Raw genomic sequence first — 21,612 nt, 5'->3', positions numbered from 1 at the left:
CATAATGTTCGTGTACGAACAAATTGATTGAGGTGCTGAATGAGATTAATCGTGGGAATGACGGGAGCAACGGGTGCTCCGCTGGGCGTGGCGCTGCTGCAGGCGCTGCGGGAAATGCCGGAAGTAGAGACGCATCTGGTGATGTCGAAGTGGGCAAAAACCACCATTGAACTGGAAACCCCTTACACCGCGCAGGACGTTGCTGCGCTGGCTGACGTCGTCCACAGCCCGGCTGACCAGGCCGCCACCATCTCCTCCGGTTCATTTCGTACCGACGGCATGATCGTCATTCCCTGCAGCATGAAAACGCTGGCCGGGATCCGCGCGGGCTATGCCGAAGGGCTGGTGGGCCGTGCGGCGGATGTGGTGCTGAAAGAGGGGCGCAAGCTGGTGCTGGTGCCCCGTGAAACGCCGCTCAGCACCATTCATCTGGAGAATATGCTTGCGCTCTCCCGCATGGGTGTGGCGATGGTGCCGCCTATGCCTGCGTATTACAACCACCCGCAAACCGCCGATGACATTACCCAGCATATTGTGACCCGCGTGCTCGACCAGTTTGGCCTGGAGCATAAAAAGGCGCGTCGCTGGAACGGGTTGCGGGAGGCGAAACATTTTTCACAGGAGAATAAAGATGGCATTTGATGATTTGAGAAGCTTCCTGCAGGCGCTCGATGAGCAAGGGCAACTGCTGAAAATTGAGGAAGAGGTAAACGCCGAGCCGGATCTGGCGGCGGCAGCCAACGCGACCAGCCGCATCGGTGACGGCGCGCCCGCGCTGTGGTTCGACAACATTCGCGGGTTTACCGATGCCCGCGTGGTGATGAACACCATCGGCTCCTGGCAGAACCATGCCATCTCGATGGGGCTGCCTGCGAACACGCCGGTGAAAAAGCAGATCGACGAGTTTATTCGCCGCTGGGATAAATTCCCGATTGCGCCAGAGCGCCGCGCCAATCCGGCCTGGGCGCAGAATACGGTGGACGGTGAAGACATTAACCTGTTCGATATTCTGCCGCTGTTCCGTCTGAACGACGGCGACGGGGGTTTCTATCTCGATAAAGCATGCGTCGTCTCGCGCGATCCGCTCGACCCGGATCACTTCGGCAAGCAGAACGTCGGCATCTACCGCATGGAAGTGAAGGGCAAGCGCAAGCTCGGCCTGCAGCCGGTACCGATGCACGATATCGCTCTGCATCTGCACAAAGCCGAAGAGCGCGGCGAAGACCTGCCGATTGCCATTACCCTCGGCAACGATCCGATCATTACCCTGATGGGCGCGACGCCGCTGAAATACGATCAGTCAGAGTATGAAATGGCCGGCGCGCTGCGTGAAAGCCCATATCCGATTGCCACCGCGCCGCTGACCGGCTTCGACGTGCCGTGGGGTTCTGAAGTGATCCTGGAAGGGGTGATTGAAGGCCGTAAGCGCGAAATTGAAGGGCCGTTCGGCGAGTTTACCGGGCACTACTCCGGTGGCCGTAACATGACGGTTGTGCGTATTGACAAAGTTTCTTACCGCACCAAACCGATTTTCGAATCCCTTTATCTCGGTATGCCGTGGACCGAGATTGATTATCTGATGGGGCCAGCCACCTGCGTGCCGCTCTACCAGCAGCTGAAAGCGGAGTTCCCGGAAGTGCAGGCGGTGAACGCGATGTACACTCACGGCCTGCTGGCGATTATCTCCACCAAAAAGCGTTACGGCGGTTTTGCCCGCGCGGTCGGCTTGCGCGCCATGACCACGCCGCACGGCCTGGGCTACGTGAAGATGGTGATCATGGTGGATGAGGATGTCGACCCGTTCAACCTCCCGCAGGTGATGTGGGCGCTGTCGTCAAAGGTCAACCCGGCAGGCGATCTGGTGCAGTTGCCGAATATGTCGGTGCTGGAACTGGATCCCGGATCCAGCCCGGCGGGCATTACCGACAAACTGATTATCGATGCCACCACGCCTGTCGCACCGGATACCCGGGGCCACTATAGCCAGCCGGTACAGGATCTCCCCGAAACCAAAGCCTGGGCTGAAAAACTGACCGCGATGCTGGCAGCACGCCAATAAGGAGGAAAAGATGATTTGTCCACGTTGTGCCGATGAGCATATTGAAGTGATGGCGACGTCACCGGTGAAAGGGGTCTGGACCGTTTATCAGTGCCAGCATTGTCTGTATACCTGGCGCGATACCGAACCGCTGCGCCGTACCAGCCGCGAACATTACCCGGAAGCGTTCCGCATGACGCAGAAGGATATCGATGAGGCGCCGCAGGTACCGACAATCCCGCCGCTACTGTAAAAAAAGCCCGGTGGCGCTGCGCTTACCGGGCAATAACATCGTGCGGTCTTTTTTGCCGGGTGACGGCTTCGCCTTACCCGGCCTACAAAAACCGTTGGCCCGGTAAGCGCAGCGCCACCGGGCAAAGATCGCAGAAAACTAAACCAGACTCTTCAAGCGATAAATCCACTCCAGCGCCTGACGCGGCGTCAGCGAATCCGGATCGAGGTTTTCCAGCGCTTCCACGGCAGGCGATGTCTCTTCCGCCGGTACCAGCAGCGACATCTGCGTACCGTCAATCTGCGTCGCCGCCGCATTCGGTGACAGGCTTTCCAGTTCACGCAGTTTCTGACGCGCGCGCTTGATCACCTCTTTCGGTACACCAGCCAGCGCCGCAACGGCCAGACCATAGCTCTTGCTTGCCGCGCCATCCTGCACCGTGTGCATGAAGGCGATGGTGTCGCCGTGCTCCAGCGCATCAAGGTGGACATTAGCCACCCCTTCCATTTTCTCCGGCAGCTGCGTCAGCTCGAAGTAGTGGGTGGCGAACAGCGTCATGGCCTTGATTTTATTCGCGAGGCTTTCCGCACAGGCCCATGCCAGCGACAAACCGTCATAGGTTGATGTTCCGCGTCCGACTTCGTCCATCAGCACCAGGCTGTGCTCCGTCGCGTTATGCAAAATGTTAGCCGTTTCAGTCATTTCAACCATGAAGGTTGAGCGACCACTCGCCAGATCGTCCGCAGCTCCAACACGGGTAAAGATACGGTCGATGGGGCCAATCTCCACGTTTTGCGCCGGAACGTAGCTGCCGATATAGGCAAGCAGGGCAATCAGCGCCGTCTGACGCATATAGGTACTCTTACCGCCCATGTTCGGACCGGTAATGATCAGCATTCTTCGCTGCGGCGACAGGCTCAGCGGGTTGGCGATGAACGGTTCGTTCAGCACCTGCTCGACCACCGGATGACGGCCTTCGGTAATACGAATGCCGGGCTTGTCGGTAAAGGTCGGGCAGGTGTAGTTCAGCGTTTCCGCGCGCTCTGCCAGGTTCACCAGCACGTCCAGTTCCGCCAGTGCGCTGGCGCTCAGCTGCAGGTCGGCCAGGTGCGGCATCAGCATGTCGAACAGCTCTTCATAGAGCTGTTTTTCCAGCGCCAGCGCTTTCCCTTTCGAGGTGAGGACTTTGTCTTCGTACTCTTTCAGCTCGGGAATGATATAGCGTTCAGCGTTTTTCAACGTCTGGCGGCGCACGTAGTGAATCGGCGCCAGGTGGCTCTGCCCGCGGCTGATTTGAATGTAGTAACCGTGAACCGCGTTATAACCCACCTTCAGGGTGTCGAGCCCAAGACGCTCGCGCTCGCGGATCTCCAGCTTATCAAGGTAGTCTGTCGCACCGTCGGCCAGCGCGCGCCATTCGTCCAGCTCCTCGTTGTAGCCCGGGGCAATCACGCCGCCATCACGCACGAGAACCGGAGGCGCATCAATAATGGCGCGTTCAAGCAGCTCGCGGAGTTCGGTAAATTCACCCATGGTTTCGCGGAGTTTCTGTACCGGCGCGCTGTCAACGTCGCTCAGCTGCGCACGGAGTTCCGGTAACTGCTGGAAAGCATGACGCATCCGCGCGAGGTCGCGCGGTCGCGCCGTGCGCAGCGCCAGACGGGCCAGGATTCGTTCCAGATCCCCCACCTGGCGCAGGACAGGCTGCAGCTCGGTATACCGATCCTGCAGGGCGGCAATCGTCTGCTGACGGCAAACCAGCGTTGCGGTATCGCGAATCGGCATATGCAGCCAGCGTTTCAGCATACGGCTGCCCATTGGCGTGACCGTACTGTCCAGGACCGACGCAAGCGTATTTTCTACACCTCCCGCCAGGTTCTGCGTGATCTCCAGGTTACGGCGCGTGGCGGCATCCATGATGATGCTGTCCTGCTGGCGCTCCATGGTGATAGAGCGAATGTGCGGCAGGGCAGTGCGCTGGGTATCTTTCACGTACTGCAGGAGGCAACCTGCCGCGCACAGACCGCGAGGGGCATTTTCAACGCCAAAGCCAATCAGATCGCGGGTGCCAAACTGCAGATTCAGTTGCTGGCGCGCGGTATCAATTTCGAATTCCCACAGCGGACGGCGGCGCAACCCGCGACGACCTTCAATCAGCGCCATTTCGGCGAAATCTTCGGCGTAGAGCAATTCTGCCGGGTTGGTGCGCTGCAGTTCGGCTGCCATCGTTTCACGATCGGCCGGTTCACTCAGACGAAAACGCCCGGAGCTGATGTCCAGCGTCGCGTAGCCAAACCCTTTGCCGTCCTGCCAGAGCGCGGCCAGCAGGTTATCCTGGCGCTCCTGAAGCAGGGCTTCATCACTGATGGTACCTGGCGTGACGATGCGCACGACTTTGCGTTCCACCGGACCTTTTGAGGTCGCGGGGTCGCCGATCTGTTCGCAGATGGCGACAGATTCACCCTGATTCACCAGTTTCGCCAGGTAGTTTTCTACCGCGTGGTGCGGAATGCCTGCCATCGGGATGGGCTCACCTGCCGATGCGCCACGTTTGGTCAGCGAGATGTCGAGCAGCTGCGATGCACGCTTAGCATCGTCATAAAACAGCTCGTAAAAATCGCCCATACGGTAAAACAGCAGGATTTCCGGATGCTGTGCCTTCAGCTTCAGATACTGCTGCATCATCGGCGTATGTGCGTCGAAATTGTCGAGTGTGCTCATGGAGTTATGATGTCCATTTCTTTGAATATAAACCGTTTTGAGCGGCTCAGTGGCCGTTTGTTCCTTCTATTGTCGCATGAAAAAAAGGTACGGCGCAGAAAAATGTCGTCGCTTTACGAGGCATCTTCCGACATTAACTCAATGACTATTTTTCCATGCTCAACGCCTACGCGAACCCGGGAGTGGGTGGTAAACCCTGCCTGTTCAAGCCAGTCTCCTTTTAAGCTCAGCGCCGCATGCACGCTGTAGCGCTTCGGTATCTTGGTATTGCGGTCTTCATGGCGCTTTCTGAAATATCCCACTGTTAAATGGCGATAGGGTTTGTTGATAGCAAGTTCTTGCATAGGGTCTCCCGATAACACGGATAAAAGTCATTACTAATGCCTGTATAAAATACCAGTGATTGTTGGGCGGTGCAGGGCTAAAGCTGGAATCAGGCTTCAGAAAACCGCATGCAAAAACTGAAATTCAGCATTGAAAGGTGTATTATTTTTGCACTTTATTGTTCGGTAAGTCGCTATGTCCGGTAAACGAATTTCACGCGAAAAAGAGACCATCGCGAAAATGATCGCGCTGTATCAGAAGCAGTGTCCTCAGGCCTCTGCGGAAGAGGGGCACTATCAGGCGCTAAATGCCTATGCCGATAAGCGCCTGGATAAATGCGTTTTCGGGGAGGAAAAGCCTGCCTGTAAACAGTGTCCGGTCCACTGCTACCAGCCTGCCAAACGCGAAGAGATGAAGCAAATTATGCGCTGGGCAGGCCCGCGAATGCTCTGGCGTCACCCCATTCTGACCGTCCGTCATCTGATGGATGATCGTCGTCCCGTACCGGAACTGCCGGAAAAGTATCGTCCGAAAAAGTGACCGGTTCAGCTTCTGAGCGGGCGGCAAATCACGTTCATGGCCAGCGCGCTGCAGAGCGGGAAGAGGGCCAGCAGCAGCCAGGGGAGCATCGCCTGCGTGGAGGGCACCAGAGCGCGATCCAACAGACTGCCAAACAGCAAATTCCCCGTCAGGACCGCGACTCCGCCAGCGGTGGCGAGTGCGCCATAGTGCGCCCCCAGCGTGGACTCTTCGGCAAACCTTGGGATCAGATCCTTTGCCGAGGGGACCAGCAGCATCTGCCCCAGCGTCAACAGCGTCACGAAACAGACCGACGGCAGCAGGCGCAGCCAGCCCTCTGGCGGTGCCGTCGACGCAAACATTGCCACGCTTGCAAAGGCGGCGGAGAGCAGCAAAAAGCCCACCGGCAGGATCTTCACCGCGCCCACGCGCCGGGCGAAACGTGCCAGCGGCAGTTGTAAAGTGATGATCAGAATGGAGGCCAGCATAAAAAGCGGGCCGAGATCTTTCTCGTTACCGCCGGAACGCTGGATCTCTACCGGCAGCGCCAGATAGAGCTGGTTATAGCTCAAAAGCCACGAGCTATAGGCAATGATAAAGGCGACAAAGCGGGGCTGGCGGAACGTCGTCCACCAGGGAACGAGCTTCAGCGTCCGCGAGGCGTGGCGTGACGCGGGCAGGCAAAAGTAGAGCACCACCAGCGCAACGATAAAGACCCCTGCGCCCGCCAGCGCCACCTGGCGAAAGCCCAGGCCGGTGAGCAGGGCGCCGGCAACCGGGCCCAGTACCGCACCGAGTTCCCCGCAGACCGCAAAGAGCGCGAACCACTCCGCCCGGCTTCGTTTACCTTTCGCCTCGCTGTGCGTGCCCGCTTTCGCCAGCAATGCTTCAATCGACGGAGAAAACAGCGCGCCGCCCACGCCTGTCAAACATGCGCCCAGAATAATCGGCCACAGCGATCCTCCGAACGCCAGCAGCAGATACCCCGCAACGCGAACAATACAGCCGCTCAGGATAACGACTTTCGCGCCAAACCTGTCCGAGAGCGCACCGCCGACGATAAACATCCCCTGCTGAGAGAAGGTGCGCAGGCCGAGGATCAGCCCGATCAGCCCGCCGGAGAGCAGCATGTCGTCGCGCAGGAATATCGCCAGGAAGGGAACAACGGCGTAAAAGCCGATGTTAAAAACAAACTGGCTACCCAGTAAGACGGGCGGCCAGAGCGTGGTGGCAGGGCGAAGGGGCATCGTTGTTCACTCGCCCCTAAACGATAAAGTGAATGTGCTTTTTGCCATGGAACGGTGAGATCTCAATTTTGGTTTTGACCCGGAAGACGTCCCAGAGCAGCGACTCGGACAGGATGTCCTGCGGTGTTCCCGTCGCCACAATGTGCCCTTTCTGCATCACAATCAGCGAGTCGCAGAACATCGAGGCGTGGTTGAGATCGTGGATGGCGACAATGCTGGTGACTGGTAATTCGCTGATCAACTGCATCAGCTGCATCTGATGATGAATGTCCAGGTGGTTGGTCGGTTCATCCAGCAGGATTTCCGTCGGGGTCTGGGCCAGTGCGCGGGCAATGTGGACGCGCTGACGCTCGCCGCCGGAGAGGCTCAGCCAGCCCTGGTCACTTTTATCCAGCATATCCACGCGCTGCAGAGCGGCGGTGACGGTCTCGTCATCGTGCGTGCTCCAGTTGGAAAAGGCGGAGTGGTGCGGAATACGTCCAAGTTTCACCACGTCGCGCACGCGCATATTGGCGTCAGTCATGCCGTGCTGTTCCACGAAGGCGACCCGGCGGGCAAGCTGTTTTTTGGCGATGCGGGTAATGTCCTGTCCGTCCAGGGTGACGCAGCCAGCATCCGGGCGACGCAGCCCCGCGAGGATACGTAAAAGAGAGGATTTACCGCAGCCGTTAGGGCCAAGCAGTCCTACCGTTTCGCCCCGTGACACCTTCAGCGAGACGTCATTAACGATGACTTTTTTGCCGACCTTCCAGGTAATATTTTCCGCGCAGATGCTCATCACTTATTCCTTGAACGGTAGATAATCACGGCAAAGAAGGGGACGCCAACCAGCGCGGTGACCACGCCGACGGGCAGGCTTTGCGGTGCAATCAGCATGCGTGAGGCAATGTCTGCCAGCACCATCAGGATCGCGCCTGCCAGCGCGCTGGCAATCAGCAGCGTGCGGTGCAGCGGCCCGAACAGGAAACGCATCACGTGCGGCACCACCAGCCCGACAAAGCCGATTGACCCCGCCATGCTGACGATGGTTGCGGTAATCAGCGCGGTGGTGGTAAAGAGCGCCAGGCGCACCCAGGGAACGGCAATGCCCAGCGACGCGGCGGCGTCGTCACCGAACGTAAAGGCATCCAGCGCCCGGGAATAGTAGAGGCAAATGGCTAACCCAATCAGCACCACGACCAGTGCCAGCTGGAATTCAGGCCAGCGTACGCCGCTGAAGCTGCCCAGCAGCCAGAACATCACGTCGCGCGCCTGCTGGGCGCTGGCGGAGGTGCTGATGGTGTAGGCGGTAATGGCGTTGAAAAGCTGCGAGGCGGCGACGCCTGCCAGAATAGTACGTTCATTCCCGCCGCGCGCGCCGTTCGTCAGAAACGCGACAAACGCAAACGCGGCGAATGCCCCGGCGAAGGCACCGGCAGAAAGGGAGACCGCACCGGTGCCGATCCCCAATACGACAACAGAAACCGCCCCGGTCGACGCGCCCGCGGACACGCCGAGCACGTAGGGTTCCGCCAGCGCGTTCTTCAGCAAGCTCTGCAATACGGCACCGCAGATGGCCAGCCCCGCGCCGCAGCAGGCCGCCACCAGCGCGCGGCTCAGGCGAAAGTCCCAGATGACGCTTTCATAGATGCGAGTGAGCGGAACCTCGGTGAGCCCCATTTTATTGCTGATGGCGTAAAACACGTTATCCAGCGGGATGGACAGCTCGCCGACGCTGACGCTCAGGGCGATCACCAGAAATAGCAGTACCAGGGCGAGCAAAGCCGAGGTCGTCAGAACCAGGCTCTGCCGGGCCTGAAGAACGGCGATTGTCATCAGTTCAGCCCCAGCTTTCTGAGCTGTTCGCCGACCTGCTCAGCCCCGTAAATTGTGCGAATCGTCGGGTTCATGGCCTGACCGTCCATCACCACGATGTGGCCTTTTTTCACGGCGTCCAGCTGGCTGACGGCCGGATCGCTCTTCAGGAATTTGATTTTCTCTTCCGCGTTATCCAGCGCCCAGCGGTTGCGGTCCAGGCTGGAGACCACAATCACATCCGGATTGGCGGCAATAATGCTCTCCCAACCCACGGTTGGCCATTCGGTCTCGGAGGTGATGGCGTTATGCCCGCCCATCAGGCTCGCAATAAACCCGGAGGGGCTATTTTTACCGCCTACGTAGGCGTCCGCAGAGGGGGATGAGCTGGAGAACCAGAAGACAAACGAGAGGTCTTTTTTGTTCTTGCCGAATTCCTTATGCAGGTCGGCCTCACGTTTTTTGAAATCGGCAATCACGGCCTGACCGCGGTCTTCAACGTTAAAGATTTTGGCGAAATCCTCAATCTCCTGATAGAGATACGTCATATCCCACAGTTTCTGGCGGCTGCCGTACATATCGCCCGTGGCTTTTTTGGTCGCGCACATGCCCGGTGACACGTAGCTGTTCACGCCCAGGGTCATCAGATCGTCGCGTTTTGCGACCTTGCTTTCCGGCCCCAGCAACAGCGGCGTTTGGGCGGGGACAAAGTCGGGATTCTGCGCAAGCACGGATTCAAGGGTAGGGATTTCAACCGTCAGGGTTTTGATTTTTGCGTTCTGTTCAGCGAGCTGCGGCAACACTTTCGTCGGCCAGAAGGCGCTGGCCTTCACCTTATCTTCCAGCCCCAGCAGGAGCAAGATTTCGACGGTATTCTGACCCAGGGCCACGACGCGTTCCGGCGCTTTGGTGAATGTCTCTTTATAGCCACAGTTTTCAATGGTCAGAGGATATGTGGTTGCCAGAGCAGAACTGACCGACGCAACCGCCAGGCCTAACGCGCAGATGACCTTCTTCATGAAACGCTACCCTTGATTAATATTATTATTGATGCAAATGAAACTCATTATTAAGGCGGAATTTTATACAGAGGAAACGATTTTGTGTCAATGAGGGACAATTGCGCAGGGTAACGAAAGGCGGTGTCAGAGCAACACCGCCGGATTGGGGGGCTTAAACCAGGCTCTCTTTATCGATCCCGAGGCGTTTCATGCGCGACAGCAGGGTAGTGCGTTTTAACCCTAAACGCTGGGCGGCACCTTTTGGCCCGGCGACCACGCCGTTGGTCTCTTTGAGTACGCGCATAATGAGTTGATATTCATCTTCTCCCTCTTTCGCTGTCTCGGCGGCGGGCACGGTCACGTCAGGCAGCGTCACTTCAGGCAGGGAGAGCTGCAGGACATTCCCGCGCGTCAGCAGCACCGCACGCTCGATGACGTTTTCCAGCTCGCGCACATTGCCGGGCCACTCCATCGATGAAAGGGTACGTAACGTCTCGGCAGGAATGCTGTCGATATTTCGACCCATCCGACGCGCGATCTTGGCAGTAAACGCTTTGACCAGCAGGGGAATATCTTCCGGGCGCTCGCGCAGCGGCGGCAGGAAGATCGGGAAGACGTTCAGGCGATAGTAGAGATCGCTGCGGAACTCGCGGTCGGCGACCATCTTTTTCAGGTCGCGGTTGGTCGCGGCAATCAGCCGCACGTCAGTCTGGATAAGCTTGTTGCTGCCAAGACGTTCAAACTCCTGCTCCTGCAGGACGCGCAGCAGTTTCGGCTGTAGCTCCAGCGGCATATCGCCCACTTCGTCGAGGAACAGCGAGCTTTTGTCCGCCAGCTCAAACCGGCCCAGCCGCTGGCTGCTTGCCCCGGTAAAGGCACCTCGTTCGTGGCCGAACAGGTCGCTTTCCAGCAGCCCTGCGGGCATCGCGGCGCAGTTCATCTTCACCATCCGACGGCTGTTGCGGTTGCTCAGGTTGTGGATGGCGCGGGCAATCAGCTCTTTACCCGTACCGGTTTCGCCCAGAATCAGTACCGTGCTGTCGCTTTGCGCCACCATCTCAACCTGCTTGAGCACGTTGTACATGGCGTCGCTACGTCCGATGATTTCACCAAACTCGCTGTCCACGTTGTTGAGCTGTTCGGTCAGGGCCAGGTTCTCATCCACCAGCCGCTCCTTCAGACGATGAATTTCCTGATAGGCGAGGGCGTTATCCAGGGCGATGGAAATACGCTCGGCGATCTGTCGCAGCAGCTTCAGGTTGGCGGTGGTAAAGACGCCTTCCTCGCACTGCGCCAGCTTAAGCACGCCCAGCATGGTGTTGCCGGACATCAGCGGCAACAGGCACAGGGTCTGAATTTTATTGCCCCAGGTGTTAAACAGCATCCGCTCGTACGGTGCGACCGGATCCTGTTCGTTGAGGTTGATCAGGAGGATCTCTTTGCTTTTGAAGACCCGCTCCGAAAGGGTCCCCGCTTCATCCACTTCACTCTGCTCGTGTGCCGGGTTGGCTTCATCGAGATAATGCGTGGAGTAGATATTCAGCTTGCCCTTGCGATGGCCGCGAAGCGCGATGCTGATGGCATCGATTTTGAAATAGTGATGGATCTCTTTCGACACTTCGCTGACCAGCTCGTCCATATCGAGCCGTGACAGTACGGCGTTGGTGATGGCGACCAGAATGCGGAAGTTGTCGCGTTCGCGGCTCAGCAGGTCGTAATCCACATTATTGGTCACGCGGCTTTGGATCTGCTCCGCAACGACGGCCACAATCTGGGTAAAGGTGTGCAGGCGTTCGTATTCCGCCTCCCGCCACGGCTGATCGGTCGTGCGGATAAACTCGCAGCCGCCAAAAATCTGACCCTCTGCTGCCAGCGGCAGCATGCAGTAATGCCCGAACGGCTGATAGAGGTTACTCTCCGCGAGTCGCGGCCACGCCTGCCGGAACTCCTCAAAGTTACAGTGCAGCACTTCAGGTCGGGAGAGAATGCGGCGCACCGGGCCATGCGCGAGATACGTTTCGTCTTCGTATTCAAACGTTTTGCCATTGTCACGCGTTGAGTAGTAGCTCGCACGGTGCGTTCCGCTATGCCACAGTACAATCGCGGCGCTGTCGGCCAGCGCCGACTGCCTGACCAGCCGCGTCAGGGCATCGCTCAGCGCACCGAGATCGGGCTGCTGTAAAAGTGTGCGCGTAATGTCAAACAGGCCCTGCTGTCCAAGATCGCTCATCGGTGTATACGGCATAGTGCTTTCCAGTAGAAACGAGCAAAAAATCCATGCTGGCCGCTTGTGGCGCGGCCTAGCAAATACGGGGTAAGGGTTCAGCGTGAGGCAGATCCAGCGTGCGCTTCACGCCATAAAGTCCGGTCAGGCGCACCCCTTTGCGCTCAACCACTTCACCAATTATCGCCGCCTCTTTTCCTGACGGATGAGCCTGCAGCTGTTCAAGAACGGCTTGTGCCGCGGCCCGTTCAACGCCAATCACCAGCTTGCCTTCGTTTGCAAAGTTGAGCGGATCCAGCCCCAGCAGTTCGCAAAGCCCACGAACGGCGGGCTTAACGGGCAGGCTGCGCTCGGTGAGTTCAATCCCGCATCCGCAGCTTGCCGCAAACTCATGGACCACGGCGTTGACACCACCTCGCGTGGCATCCCGCAGGGCCTTCACGCCGGGAATACCGCGCAGCGTCTGAATCAGCGGGGTGAGTACCGCGCAGTCGCTGCGCAGTTCGCCGTCCAGCCCCAGACCTTCGCGCAGGTTCAGGATGGTCGCCCCGTGGCAGCCCAGCGTGCCGGTCACGATCAGCACGTCGCCCGTGCTGAGGCGCTGTGCACCCCAGTGAATATCGGCGGGGATCGCGCCCATGCCGGCGGTGTTGATAAACAGCTTGTCGGCCGCGCCGCGCTGCACCACTTTTGTGTCGCCGGTGACGATAGCTATCCCCGCTTCGCGCGCGGTCTGCGCCATGCTGTTGACCACGGCCGTGAGCGTCTCCATCGGTAATCCCTCTTCAAGGATAAACCCGCAGGAGAGGTAGCGCGGGATGGCGCCGCTGACGGCGACGTCGTTCGCCGTGCCGCAGACGGCGAGCTTGCCGATATCGCCGCCCGGGAAGAACAGTGGGTCAATGACGTAGCTGTCGGTGGAGAAGGCCAGCCTGTCGCCCTGGGCGGTGAGGGTGGCGAGGTCAATGCGCGCCTGGTCTTCCTGTTCGGCGAGCCAGGGGTTGTTAAAGGCCTCCATAAACAGCCGGTTAATCAGCTGCTGCATCGCCTGTCCGCCGCTGCCGTGCGCCATTTCAACCGTATTCATGCTTCACTCTCCTGGTTGCGATACTGATACCACGCGGCACACGCCCCTTCGGAGGAGACCATCAGCGCCCCAAACGCCGTTTGCGGATTACAGGTATTGCCAAATAACGGACACTGATGCGGTTTGCATTTGCCGGTGAGCACCTCGCCACAGCGTGCCCGGGGATCGTCGCAAACCTGCTGCGGCTGCGGGCGGAAATGCGCTTCGGCGTCGAACGCGCGATAGGCTGGCGCCAGGCGCACGCCGGATTCAGCAATCAGCCCCAGGCCTCGCCATTCGCTGTCGCCCTCAACGCTAAACACGTCGGCTATCGCCTGCTGCGCTCGTTCATTTCCCGCATCCGGCACCACGCGGCGGTACTGATTTTCCACGGTACTCAGGGCCGCTATTTTCTGCTCAACCAGCATGGTGACACCTTGCAGTAGATCAAGTGGTTCGAAACCAGCCACCACTAACGGACGATTGTACTGTTCAGCGATAAAACCGTAGGCGTCTGTGCCAATCACCATGCTGACGTGGCCCGGTGCCAGAAAAGCGTCAATGCCGTTGCCTGGCTCTTCAAGCAGGCTGCGTAGGGTGGGGATGAGCGTAATGTGCTGGCAGAAGAAGAAAAAGTTATCGACGCCGCGCGCTTTCGCCTGCTGCAGCGTGATGGCGGTGGCGGGCATGGTGGTTTCAAACCCCAGGCCAAAAAACACCACCTTGCGCCCGGGCTTATCCGCTGCCAGCATCAGGGCATCCATCGGCGAATAGACAATCCGGATGTCTGCGCCGCGCGCTTTCGCCTGCAGCAGCGAACCATTTTTCCCCGGCACGCGCATCGCGTCGCCAAAGGTGCAGAAAATGACGTCGGGCTGGCTGGCAATTTCAATACAGCTGTCGATGCGCCCCATCGGCAGCACGCAGACCGGGCAGCCGGGGCCGTGGATAAACTCAATGTTCTCCGGCAGCAGCTGGTCGAGGCCAAATTTGAAGATCGCGTGCGTGTGCCCGCCGCACACCTCCATGATCCGCAGCGGCCTTTCTTTCGTGTAGTCCAGCCGCGCTGCGCGCGTTTTCAGGAGGCCGATAAGCTGCAGCACCTGCTCCGGCGCGCGGTATTCATCAACGTAACGCATGATTACCGCTCCTCGCCGTACAGCAGCGCGCCCACGTCAGGCTCCACGTCGAACATATTTTGCAGGGCGTCGAGCGTGTCGCGGGCTTCCGCTTCGTTAATCACGCTCATGGCGAACCCCACGTGGACCAGCACCCACTGGCCGAGACGCGAGGCGCCCGTTTCATCGGTGCTGCCCACCAGCGTCAGGTCGACGTCGCGCAGGATGCCGCAAACCTCGACTTTGGCCTGATTACCGTCGATGGCGTGAATTTCTCCCGGTACGCCTATGCACATCGTTCGCTCTCCAGCCAGTGTAGCCAGCCGTCCATGCCGTCGCCGCGCGTGGCGGAGACCAGCAGGATCTCAATCTCCGGGTTCACCTCGCGGGCATACGCCAGGCACTTATCCACGTCGAAATTCAGGTACGGCAGCAGGTCGACTTTGTTCAGCAGCATGACGGACGCGGCGGCAAACATGTGCGGGTACTTCAGCGGCTTGTCTTCGCCTTCGGTCACTGAAAGCACCGCCACCTTGTGTCGTTCGCCGAGGTCGAAGCTCGCCGGGCAGACGAGGTTGCCGACGTTTTCAATAAACAGGATGCCGTTATCTGCCAGCGGCAGGCGCGGGGCCGCGTCGGCAATCATCTGTGCATCAAGGTGGCAGCCTTTGCCGGTGTTGACCTGAATCGCCGGGGTGCCGGTTTCGCGAATGCGCGCCGCGTCGTTAACGGTTTGCTGGTCGCCTTCGATCACCGCACAGGAGACGCGCCCGTTCAGGCGCTTGAGCGTTTCGGTCAGCAGCGTGGTTTTACCGGAACCGGGGCTGGAGACCAGGTTCAGCGCCAGCTGTTTGCGGGTGGCAAAGCGGGCGCGGTTGCGGGCGGCGAGCTGGTTATTTTTGTCCAGCACGTTGATTTCCACCTCCAGCATCTGGCGCTGGCTCATGCCCGGCGCGTGGGTGCCTGCTTCGCCGTGGCCGTAATGCAGGTCGCCCGCATCGGAGCGTTGCGGCGCAAAGGTAATGCCGGTCAGGGCTGCCGCAGGGCGTGGGGCGGGTGAAAAGGGCGCGGAGCGAAACGCGGAGTGGGGGCGGTGTTCATCCCCTTCTATATACAGGTTGCCTTCGGCGCAACCGCAGGTACTACACATACTTTACTCCTTCTCGATTTCGAGGCGTTGGATCTGCATGCCGTCATCCGCCACGATGCGCAGACCGCCGCTCTGACACTGCGGGCAGCGCTGTACCTTCGATGACAGCAGGGTGACGTACTGCTGACACTGCTCGCACCAGCACTCCGCCTGCTGTTCTTCAATATGCAGTTCGCAGCCTTCCGCCAGCGTGCCGCGGCAGACCAGCTCAAAACAGAAGGTCAGGGCGCTGGTCTCGACGCAGGAAAACGCTCCGACCTTCAGCCAGACGCCGGTGACGCGCTTCGCGTGGTTTTGCACTGCCTGCTGTTCGATAAGTTCCAGAGCCCGCTGGCAGAGGGTGATTTCGTGCATGACGCCTCCTCAATGAATTGCCCCGGTAATGCAATAACAGTGCCAGCTTGGTTTTTGTTAAGGCGTGACGATGTCAACGCTGTCGAAATGACACGTCGACACCGCGGTGATGACAGCGGTTTTTCAGTTTAATCCCTTTAAAATCAGCAAAATAAAAACTGGCATGGAATCTGCTTAACAGCCGCTATCTCCATTAAACGGATACCTTCTATGACTATTTGGGAAATCAGCGAAAAAGCGGATTACATCGCGCAGCGTCATCAACAGTTACAGGACCAGTGGCACCTTTACTGCAACTCGCTGGTTCAGGGCATTACCTTGTCGAAAGCGCGTCTTCACCACGCGATGAGCTGCGCGGCGCAGGGGGATATGCGCTTTGTCCTCTTCGGCCATTTCACCATCAACGTGACCCTGGCGGATAACTTCAACAGCCACACCATTGAGTACTACCTCGAGACAAAAGACGGCGAAAAACAGTGTATTGCGAAGGCGCAGCTGATGGCCGACGGCATGGTGGACGGCCACGTCAGCAACCGCGATCGCCAGCAGGTGCTGGAGCACTATCTGGAAAAAATCGCGCCGGTTTATAACGGCCTGTACGCCGCCGTTGAGCACGATCTTCCGGTCAACCTGAAGCAGCTGATGGATGGAAATGCCTCAGCGAACGTGGCCTGACCCATGCGTGTCGAGAAGTGTCGACAAGACAGCTTTTCGACAAAAATGACTATCACCAGAGGATAACCCGGTGAACCGTTTTGTAATTGCTGACTCGACGGTCTGCATTGGCTGTCGAACCTGTGAGGCGGCGTGTTCGGAAACACATCGCCTGCATGGGCTGCAGTCCATGCCGCGCCTGCACGTCATGCGTAATGAAAAAGAGTCTGCCCCGCAGCTCTGCCATCACTGTGAAGATGCCCCGTGCGCGGGTGTCTGTCCTGTAAATGCCATCACCCGCGTGGATGGTGCTGTCCAGCTGAACGAAAGCCTGTGCGTAAGCTGCAAGCTGTGCGGCATTGCCTGCCCGTTCGGCGCAATTGAATTTTCCGGCAGCCGCCCGCTGCATATTCCGGCCAATGCCAACTCGCCTAAAGCCCCGCCCGCGCCGCCGGCGCCTGCACGCGTCAGCACGCTGCTGGACTGGGTGCCCGGCATCCGTGCCGTGGCGGTGAAGTGCGACCTGTGCAGCTTCGATGAACAGGGCCCGGCCTGCGTACGGACCTGTCCGACGAAAGCGCTGATTCTGGTTAACATTCGCGATATCGCCCGTACCAGCAAGCGCAAGCGCGAGCTGACCATCAACAGTGATTTTGGCGACCTTTCTCTGCTACAGGCGCTTAACGAGGGGGCGAAATGAACGCGGCCATGATGATTACCGGCGCGGTAGCTTGTTTTATTGCCGCAGCTATTCTGGCGCCGATCTTCTCCTTCCATAAAACCCTGAGCGGCGGGGTTGCCGGGATTGGCGGGGCGGCAGGTAGCCTGTTGACGCTGGCGGCAGGCGGCGTTGTTCTGCTCGGCGGACAATCCGTTGACACCCTCATACCGCTGGTTCGCCACACCGTTGAGATTACGCCGCTGAACGCCCTCTGGCTGGTGACGTTTGGCCTGTGCGGGCTGTTTATCAGCCTGTTCAATATCGAGTGGCATCGCCACCCGCACGCTAAAGCCAACGGCCTGTTGGTGAACCTGCTGATGGCGACGGCGGTCTGTACCGTTACCGCCAGCAACCTCGGCGCGCTGGTGGTGATGGCGGAGATCATGGCGCTCTGCGGCGTGTTCCTGACGGGCTGCAGCGCCTCCGGGAAATTGTGGTTTGCGCTGGGACGCCTCGGGACGCTGCTGCTGGCGCTGGCCTGCTGGCTGGTGTGGCAGCGCTTCGGCACGCTGGACTTTGCTGCGCTTAACGGGCATCCGCTGGGGAATGACGTCTGGCTGCTGGGCGTGCTCGGCTTTGGCCTGCTCGCCGGAATCATCCCGCTGCACGGCTGGGTGCCGCAGGCGCATGCGAATGCTTCCGCGCCCGCCGCCGCGCTGTTTTCGGTGGTGGTGATGAAGGTCGGTCTGTTTGGGATCCTGGCGATTACGCTGACCGGCGGACAACCGCCGCTGTGGTGGGGCGTGGTGCTGCTGATTGCGGGCATGATCACCGCCTTCGTCGGCGGCCTGTACGCGCTGATGGAGCACAATATCCAGCGTCTTCTGGCGTACCACACGCTGGAGAATATCGGCATCATTCTGCTCGGCATTGGCGCGGGCGTGACCGGGCTGGCGCTGAATCAACCGGCGCTGATTGCGGCCGGTTTTATCGGCGGTCTTTATCACCTGATCAACCACAGCCTGTTTAAAAGCACCCTGTTCCTCGGGGCGGGCAGCGTCTGGTTCCGCACCGGCCATCGGGATATCGAAAAGCTCGGTGGGATTGGCAAAAAAATGCCGGTGATTTCGCTGGCGATGCTGGTCGGGCTGATGGCGATGGCCGCGCTGCCGCCGCTGAACGGCTTTGCCGGGGAGTGGGTGATCTATCAGTCCTTCTTCGCCCTCGGTCAGAGCGAGGCGTTTATCGCCCGTCTGCTGGGGCCGTTGCTGGCGGTCGGGCTGGCGATTACCGGTGCGCTGGCGGTGATGTGCATGGCGAAAGTTTATGGCGTGACCTTCCTCGGCGCACCGCGTACGCGTGAGGCTGAGAACGCCTGCTGCGCACCGCTACTGATGGGCGTAAGCGTGGTCGCGCTGGCGCTGTGCTGCATCGCGGGCGGCGTCGCCGCACCGTGGCTGCTGCCGCTGCTGGGCAATGCCATTCCGCTGCCGCTGACCGCGGCGAACACCACCGTTTCCCAGCCCATGATCGCGCTGCTGCTGATAGGCGCACCGCTGCTGCCGCTGGTGCTGATGCTGTTCTTCAAACGCGACCGGCTCACCTCCCGTTCGCGCGGTGCAGCATGGGCCTGCGGCTACGAACACGAACAGTCGATGGTCATCACCGCCCACGGTTTCGCTATGCCGGTGAAAGAGAACTTTGCCGCCGTGCTGAAGCTGCGCCACTGGCTGAACCCGGTGCGCTGGGTACCCGGCTGGCAGAGCGCTGCCGCACCCGCGCTGTTCCGCCGTCTGGCGGTTATCGAGCTGGCGGTGCTGGTGATCGTTGTGATTTCACGAGGAGCCTGACATGAGTCTGTTACTGGCAATTCTTCAGGCGCTGGTGCTGTTTGCCGCCGCGCCGCTGCTGTCGGGCATCACGCGCGTGGCGCGCGCCCGGATGCACAACCGTCGCGGGCCTGGCGTGCTCCAGGAGTATCGCGATCTCTTCAAGCTGCTTTCTCGCCAGAGCGTGGCGCCGGATGCCGCAGGCTGGGTCTTCCGCCTGACGCCGTTCGTGATGGTGGGCGTGATGCTCACCATCGCCACCGCGCTGCCGGTGGTGACGGTGGCTTCGCCGCTGCCGGCGCTCGGGGATCTGATTACGCTGATCTACCTGTTTGCCATCGCCCGCTTCTTCTTTGCGATTGCGGGTCTCGACACCGGGAGCCCGTTTACCGGCATCGGTGCCAGTCGCGAGGCGATGCTCGGCGTGCTGGTTGAGCCGATCCTGCTGCTGGGGCTGTGGGTCGCCGCGCAGGTTGCGGGTTCCACGCACATCAGCTTTATCACCCACACCGTGTACCACTGGCCGGTTGCCCGCTCCCTTCCGCTGGTGCTGGCGCTGTGCGCCTGCGCGTTTGCCACCTTTATCGAGATGGGCAAACTGCCGTTCGATCTGGCCGAAGCCGAGCAGGAACTGCAGGAAGGACCGCTCACCGAATACAGCGGCTACGGCTTTGCGGTGCTGAAGTGGGGCATCAGCCTTAAACAGCTGGTGATGCTGCAGATGTTTGTCGGCGTCTTCTTCCCGTGGGGGCAGATGATGCACTTCTCCGCGGGCGGTCTGCTGCTGGCCGTCGTGGTTGCCGCCCTCAAGCTGCTGGTCGGCGTGCTGGTCATTGCCCTGTTCGAAAACAGCATGGCGCGTCTGCGTTTTGTGGAAACGTCACGCATTACCTGGGCCGGTTTTGGTTTTGCATTTTTAGCGTTCGTCTCCTTGCTGGTGGCGTGATTAAAGAGAGTGTTTATGTCTGAAGAAAAGAAAGGTCAGCAGTATCTCGCCGCATTGCATCAGGCTTTCCCCGGCGTGGTGCTGGAGGAGTCCTGGCAAACCAAAGACCAGATCACCGTCACCGTAAAGGTGAACTATCTGCCAGAAGTGGTGGAGTTTCTCTACTACCGGCAGGGCGGCTGGCTGTCGGTGCTGTTCGGTAACGACGAGCGCCAGCTGTGCGGCAATTACGCGGTGTACTACGTGATGTCGATGGAGCAGGGCGAGAAGTGCTGGATCACCGTGCGCGTCGAGGTCGACCCGAATAAACCGGAATACCCGTCCGTCACGCCGCGCGTGCCCGCTGCCGTCTGGGGCGAGCGTGAAGTGCGCGACATGTATGGCCTGGTGCCGGTTGGCCTGCCGGATGAGCGCCGTCTGGTGCTGCCGGACGACTGGCCGGACGAACTCTATCCGCTGCGCAAAGACAGCATGGACTACCGCCAGCGTCCGGCCCCGACCACCGACAGTGAAACCTACGAATTCATCAACGAGCTGGGCAGCAAGAAGAATAACGTGGTGCCGATCGGGCCGCTGCACGTCACTTCCGACGAGCCGGGCCACTTCCGCCTGTTCGTCGACGGCGAAAACATTATCGACGCCGACTACCGCCTGTTCTACGTCCACCGCGGCATGGAAAAGCTGGCGGAAACCCGCATGGGCTACAACGAAGTCACGTTCCTCTCTGACCGCGTGTGCGGCATCTGCGGCTTCGCCCACAGCACCGCCTACACCACCTCGGTAGAGAACGGCATGGGGATCGTGGTGCCGGAACGCGCGCAGATGATCCGCGCCATTCTGCTGGAGGTGGAGCGCCTGCACTCGCACCTGCTGAACCTCGGCCTGGCCTGCCACTTTGTCGGCTTTGACTCCGGGTTTATGCAGTTCTTCCGCGTGCGTGAAGCGTCGATGAAGATGGCGGAGATCCTCACCGGGGCGCGCAAAACCTACGGTCTGAACCTGATCGGCGGGATCCGCCGCGACCTGCTGAAGGATGACATGATCCAGACCCGCCAGCTGGCGCAGCAGATGCGCCGCGACGTGCAGGAGCTGGTGGACATGCTGCTCAGCACGCCCAACATCGAGCAGCGCACCGTCGGCATTGGCCGCCTCGATCCTGAGATTGCCCGCGATTTCAGTAACGTCGGCCCGATGGTGCGCGCCAGCGGCCACGCCCGCGACACGCGTGCCGATCACCCGTTCGTCGGCTACGGCCTGCTGCCGATGACCGTGCACAGCGAGCAGGGCTGCGACGTCATCTCCCGCCTGAAGGTGCGCATCAACGAGGTGTTCACCGCGCTGAATATGATCGACTTTGGTCTGGACAACCTGCCGGGTGGCCCGCTGATGGTGGAGGGCTTCACCTACATTCCAAACCGCTTTGCCCTCGGCTTTGCCGAAGCGCCGCGCGGGGACGACATTCACTGGAGCATGACCGGCGACAACCAGAAGCTCTACCGCTGGCGCTGCCGTGCGGCGACCTACGCCAACTGGCCAACCCTGCGCTACATGCTGCGCGGTAACACCGTGTCTGATGCGCCGCTGATCATCGGCAGCCTCGACCCGTGCTACTCCTGCACCGACCGCATGACCGTCGTGGACGTGCGCAAGAAGAAAAGCCAGGTGGTGCCGTATAAAGAGCTTGAGCGCTACAGCATCGAGCGTAAGAACTCGCCGCTGAAATAAGGATTCGTC

Annotated in this window: 21 protein-coding genes; 9 read left to right on the top strand and 12 right to left on the bottom strand. The window is 59.8% G+C overall.

From position 1 onward, the window contains the following. Positions 1 to 39: 39 nt before the first annotated feature. The 3 genes from BMW97_RS10305 to BMW97_RS10295 are packed head-to-tail and all read left to right on the top strand — an operon-like array spanning position 40 to position 2,291. On the top strand, positions 40 to 642 hold the full coding sequence (locus BMW97_RS10305; RefSeq protein WP_008499595.1) for a non-oxidative hydroxyarylic acid decarboxylases subunit B: 603 nt from the start codon (positions 40 to 42) through the stop codon (positions 640 to 642). Continuing rightward, positions 632 to 2,059, top strand: a complete 1,428-nt coding sequence (locus tag BMW97_RS10300) for a non-oxidative hydroxyarylic acid decarboxylases subunit C (RefSeq protein WP_045908492.1) — start codon at positions 632 to 634, stop codon at positions 2,057 to 2,059. The genes BMW97_RS10305 and BMW97_RS10300 overlap by 11 nt, the downstream gene beginning before the upstream one ends. A 10-nt stretch (positions 2,060 to 2,069) precedes the next feature. Further along, positions 2,070 to 2,291 (top strand): non-oxidative hydroxyarylic acid decarboxylases subunit D, encoded by a 222-nt coding sequence (locus tag BMW97_RS10295; protein WP_003862116.1) that lies wholly within the window; start codon positions 2,070 to 2,072, stop codon positions 2,289 to 2,291. Between the two features lie 138 nt (positions 2,292 to 2,429). On the opposite strand, the gene mutS is transcribed toward BMW97_RS10295, so the two are convergent. After that, on the bottom strand, positions 2,430 to 4,991 hold the full coding sequence (gene mutS / locus BMW97_RS10290) for a DNA mismatch repair protein MutS (RefSeq protein WP_023616757.1): 2,562 nt from the start codon (positions 4,989 to 4,991) through the stop codon (positions 2,430 to 2,432). 113 nt (positions 4,992 to 5,104) lie between these two features. Beyond that, complete coding sequence (locus BMW97_RS10285; RefSeq protein WP_045908493.1) at positions 5,105 to 5,335, bottom strand: SymE family type I addiction module toxin; 231 nt, start codon at positions 5,333 to 5,335, stop codon at positions 5,105 to 5,107. 175 nt (positions 5,336 to 5,510) lie between these two features. Here BMW97_RS10285 and BMW97_RS10280 point away from each other — a divergent pair, with 175 nt between their 5' ends. Next, a complete protein-coding gene (locus BMW97_RS10280; RefSeq protein WP_045418265.1) occupies positions 5,511 to 5,855 on the top strand; it encodes a nitrous oxide-stimulated promoter family protein in 345 nt (114 codons plus the stop codon). A 5-nt stretch (positions 5,856 to 5,860) separates the two neighbouring features. Here BMW97_RS10280 and BMW97_RS10275 read toward each other — a convergent pair whose 3' ends face one another. The 10 genes from BMW97_RS10275 to hypA form a co-directional block, all read right to left on the bottom strand. Continuing rightward, the gene (locus tag BMW97_RS10275; RefSeq protein ID WP_045908494.1) at positions 5,861 to 7,081 is read right to left on the bottom strand and encodes an MDR family MFS transporter; all 1,221 of its coding nucleotides are present in this window, start codon (positions 7,079 to 7,081) and stop codon (positions 5,861 to 5,863) included. A 16-nt stretch (positions 7,082 to 7,097) separates the two neighbouring features. Beyond that, positions 7,098 to 7,859, bottom strand: coding sequence for a siderophore ABC transporter ATP-binding protein EitC (locus tag BMW97_RS10270; RefSeq protein WP_045908495.1), 762 nt, complete (start codon positions 7,857 to 7,859; stop codon positions 7,098 to 7,100). Beyond that, positions 7,859 to 8,896, bottom strand: coding sequence for a FecCD family ABC transporter permease (locus BMW97_RS10265; protein ID WP_045908496.1), 1,038 nt, complete (start codon positions 8,894 to 8,896; stop codon positions 7,859 to 7,861). The genes BMW97_RS10270 and BMW97_RS10265 overlap by 1 nt, the downstream gene beginning before the upstream one ends. Beyond that, positions 8,896 to 9,894, bottom strand: coding sequence for a siderophore ABC transporter substrate-binding protein EitA (locus BMW97_RS10260; RefSeq protein ID WP_045908497.1), 999 nt, complete (start codon positions 9,892 to 9,894; stop codon positions 8,896 to 8,898). Before BMW97_RS10260 ends, BMW97_RS10265 begins: the two co-directional genes overlap by 1 nt. Before the next feature lie 154 nt (positions 9,895 to 10,048). Next, a complete protein-coding gene (flhA, locus tag BMW97_RS10255) occupies positions 10,049 to 12,121 on the bottom strand; it encodes a formate hydrogenlyase transcriptional activator FlhA (protein ID WP_045908498.1) in 2,073 nt (690 codons plus the stop codon). 55 nt (positions 12,122 to 12,176) lie between these two features. Further along, positions 12,177 to 13,187 (bottom strand): hydrogenase expression/formation protein HypE, encoded by a 1,011-nt coding sequence (gene hypE, locus BMW97_RS10250; RefSeq protein WP_045908499.1) that lies wholly within the window; start codon positions 13,185 to 13,187, stop codon positions 12,177 to 12,179. Continuing rightward, positions 13,184 to 14,305, bottom strand: a complete 1,122-nt coding sequence (gene hypD, locus BMW97_RS10245; RefSeq protein WP_045908500.1) for a hydrogenase formation protein HypD — start codon at positions 14,303 to 14,305, stop codon at positions 13,184 to 13,186. Before hypD ends, hypE begins: the two co-directional genes overlap by 4 nt. 2 nt (positions 14,306 to 14,307) lie before the next feature. Beyond that, positions 14,308 to 14,580, bottom strand: coding sequence for a HypC/HybG/HupF family hydrogenase formation chaperone (locus BMW97_RS10240; protein WP_045908501.1), 273 nt, complete (start codon positions 14,578 to 14,580; stop codon positions 14,308 to 14,310). Further along, positions 14,571 to 15,434 carry a hydrogenase nickel incorporation protein HypB gene (gene hypB, locus BMW97_RS10235; RefSeq protein WP_045908502.1) on the bottom strand — a complete coding sequence of 288 codons (864 nt, stop codon included), beginning with the start codon at positions 15,432 to 15,434 and terminating at the stop codon, positions 14,571 to 14,573. The genes BMW97_RS10240 and hypB overlap by 10 nt, the downstream gene beginning before the upstream one ends. A gap of 3 nt (positions 15,435 to 15,437) precedes the next feature. Further along, positions 15,438 to 15,788 carry a hydrogenase maturation nickel metallochaperone HypA gene (gene hypA / locus BMW97_RS10230; protein ID WP_039265546.1) on the bottom strand — a complete coding sequence of 117 codons (351 nt, stop codon included), beginning with the start codon at positions 15,786 to 15,788 and terminating at the stop codon, positions 15,438 to 15,440. Positions 15,789 to 15,998: 210 nt separating this feature from the next. Here hypA and hycA point away from each other — a divergent pair, with 210 nt between their 5' ends. From hycA to hycE, 5 genes are all read left to right on the top strand, one after another. Beyond that, positions 15,999 to 16,463 (top strand): formate hydrogenlyase regulator HycA, encoded by a 465-nt coding sequence (hycA, locus tag BMW97_RS10225; RefSeq protein ID WP_032653166.1) that lies wholly within the window; start codon positions 15,999 to 16,001, stop codon positions 16,461 to 16,463. 70 nt (positions 16,464 to 16,533) lie between these two features. Next, positions 16,534 to 17,142 carry a 4Fe-4S dicluster domain-containing protein gene (locus BMW97_RS10220; protein ID WP_023308971.1) on the top strand — a complete coding sequence of 203 codons (609 nt, stop codon included), beginning with the start codon at positions 16,534 to 16,536 and terminating at the stop codon, positions 17,140 to 17,142. Next, the gene (gene hycC / locus BMW97_RS10215) at positions 17,139 to 18,953 is read left to right on the top strand and encodes a formate hydrogenlyase subunit 3 (protein ID WP_045908503.1); all 1,815 of its coding nucleotides are present in this window, start codon (positions 17,139 to 17,141) and stop codon (positions 18,951 to 18,953) included. Before BMW97_RS10220 ends, hycC begins: the two co-directional genes overlap by 4 nt. Position 18,954: 1 nt before the next feature. Continuing rightward, positions 18,955 to 19,878 (top strand): respiratory chain complex I subunit 1 family protein, encoded by a 924-nt coding sequence (locus tag BMW97_RS10210; RefSeq protein ID WP_090392711.1) that lies wholly within the window; start codon positions 18,955 to 18,957, stop codon positions 19,876 to 19,878. Positions 19,879 to 19,893: 15 nt separating this feature from the next. Beyond that, on the top strand, positions 19,894 to 21,603 hold the full coding sequence (gene hycE / locus BMW97_RS10205; RefSeq protein ID WP_045908505.1) for a formate hydrogenlyase subunit HycE: 1,710 nt from the start codon (positions 19,894 to 19,896) through the stop codon (positions 21,601 to 21,603). The last annotated feature ends 9 nt before the right edge of the window (positions 21,604 to 21,612 follow it).

This window comes from Enterobacter sp. NFIX58 (genome assembly GCF_900110475.1).
In the GTDB taxonomy this organism is placed as follows: domain Bacteria; phylum Pseudomonadota; class Gammaproteobacteria; order Enterobacterales; family Enterobacteriaceae; genus Enterobacter; species Enterobacter quasiroggenkampii.
Note: the sequence above shows the minus strand (reverse complement) of the source record. Positions and strands in the feature narration are given on the sequence as shown.

Coding starts and splice junctions, on each gene's coding strand:
- BMW97_RS10305 (WP_008499595.1), top strand. CDS start 40: ATGAGATTAATCGTGGGAATGACGGGAGCAACGGGTGCTCCGCTGGGC.
- BMW97_RS10300 (WP_045908492.1), top strand. CDS start 632: ATGGCATTTGATGATTTGAGAAGCTTCCTGCAGGCGCTCGATGAGCAA.
- BMW97_RS10295 (WP_003862116.1), top strand. CDS start 2,070: ATGATTTGTCCACGTTGTGCCGATGAGCATATTGAAGTGATGGCGACG.
- mutS (WP_023616757.1), bottom strand. CDS start 4,991: ATGAGCACACTCGACAATTTCGACGCACATACGCCGATGATGCAGCAG.
- BMW97_RS10285 (WP_045908493.1), bottom strand. CDS start 5,335: ATGCAAGAACTTGCTATCAACAAACCCTATCGCCATTTAACAGTGGGA.
- BMW97_RS10280 (WP_045418265.1), top strand. CDS start 5,511: ATGTCCGGTAAACGAATTTCACGCGAAAAAGAGACCATCGCGAAAATG.
- BMW97_RS10275 (WP_045908494.1), bottom strand. CDS start 7,081: ATGCCCCTTCGCCCTGCCACCACGCTCTGGCCGCCCGTCTTACTGGGT.
- BMW97_RS10270 (WP_045908495.1), bottom strand. CDS start 7,859: ATGAGCATCTGCGCGGAAAATATTACCTGGAAGGTCGGCAAAAAAGTC.
- BMW97_RS10265 (WP_045908496.1), bottom strand. CDS start 8,896: ATGACAATCGCCGTTCTTCAGGCCCGGCAGAGCCTGGTTCTGACGACC.
- BMW97_RS10260 (WP_045908497.1), bottom strand. CDS start 9,894: ATGAAGAAGGTCATCTGCGCGTTAGGCCTGGCGGTTGCGTCGGTCAGT.
- flhA (WP_045908498.1), bottom strand. CDS start 12,121: ATGCCGTATACACCGATGAGCGATCTTGGACAGCAGGGCCTGTTTGAC.
- hypE (WP_045908499.1), bottom strand. CDS start 13,187: ATGAATACGGTTGAAATGGCGCACGGCAGCGGCGGACAGGCGATGCAG.
- hypD (WP_045908500.1), bottom strand. CDS start 14,305: ATGCGTTACGTTGATGAATACCGCGCGCCGGAGCAGGTGCTGCAGCTT.
- BMW97_RS10240 (WP_045908501.1), bottom strand. CDS start 14,580: ATGTGCATAGGCGTACCGGGAGAAATTCACGCCATCGACGGTAATCAG.
- hypB (WP_045908502.1), bottom strand. CDS start 15,434: ATGTGTAGTACCTGCGGTTGCGCCGAAGGCAACCTGTATATAGAAGGG.
- hypA (WP_039265546.1), bottom strand. CDS start 15,788: ATGCACGAAATCACCCTCTGCCAGCGGGCTCTGGAACTTATCGAACAG.
- hycA (WP_032653166.1), top strand. CDS start 15,999: ATGACTATTTGGGAAATCAGCGAAAAAGCGGATTACATCGCGCAGCGT.
- hycC (WP_045908503.1), top strand. CDS start 17,139: ATGAACGCGGCCATGATGATTACCGGCGCGGTAGCTTGTTTTATTGCC.
- BMW97_RS10210 (WP_090392711.1), top strand. CDS start 18,955: ATGAGTCTGTTACTGGCAATTCTTCAGGCGCTGGTGCTGTTTGCCGCC.
- hycE (WP_045908505.1), top strand. CDS start 19,894: ATGTCTGAAGAAAAGAAAGGTCAGCAGTATCTCGCCGCATTGCATCAG.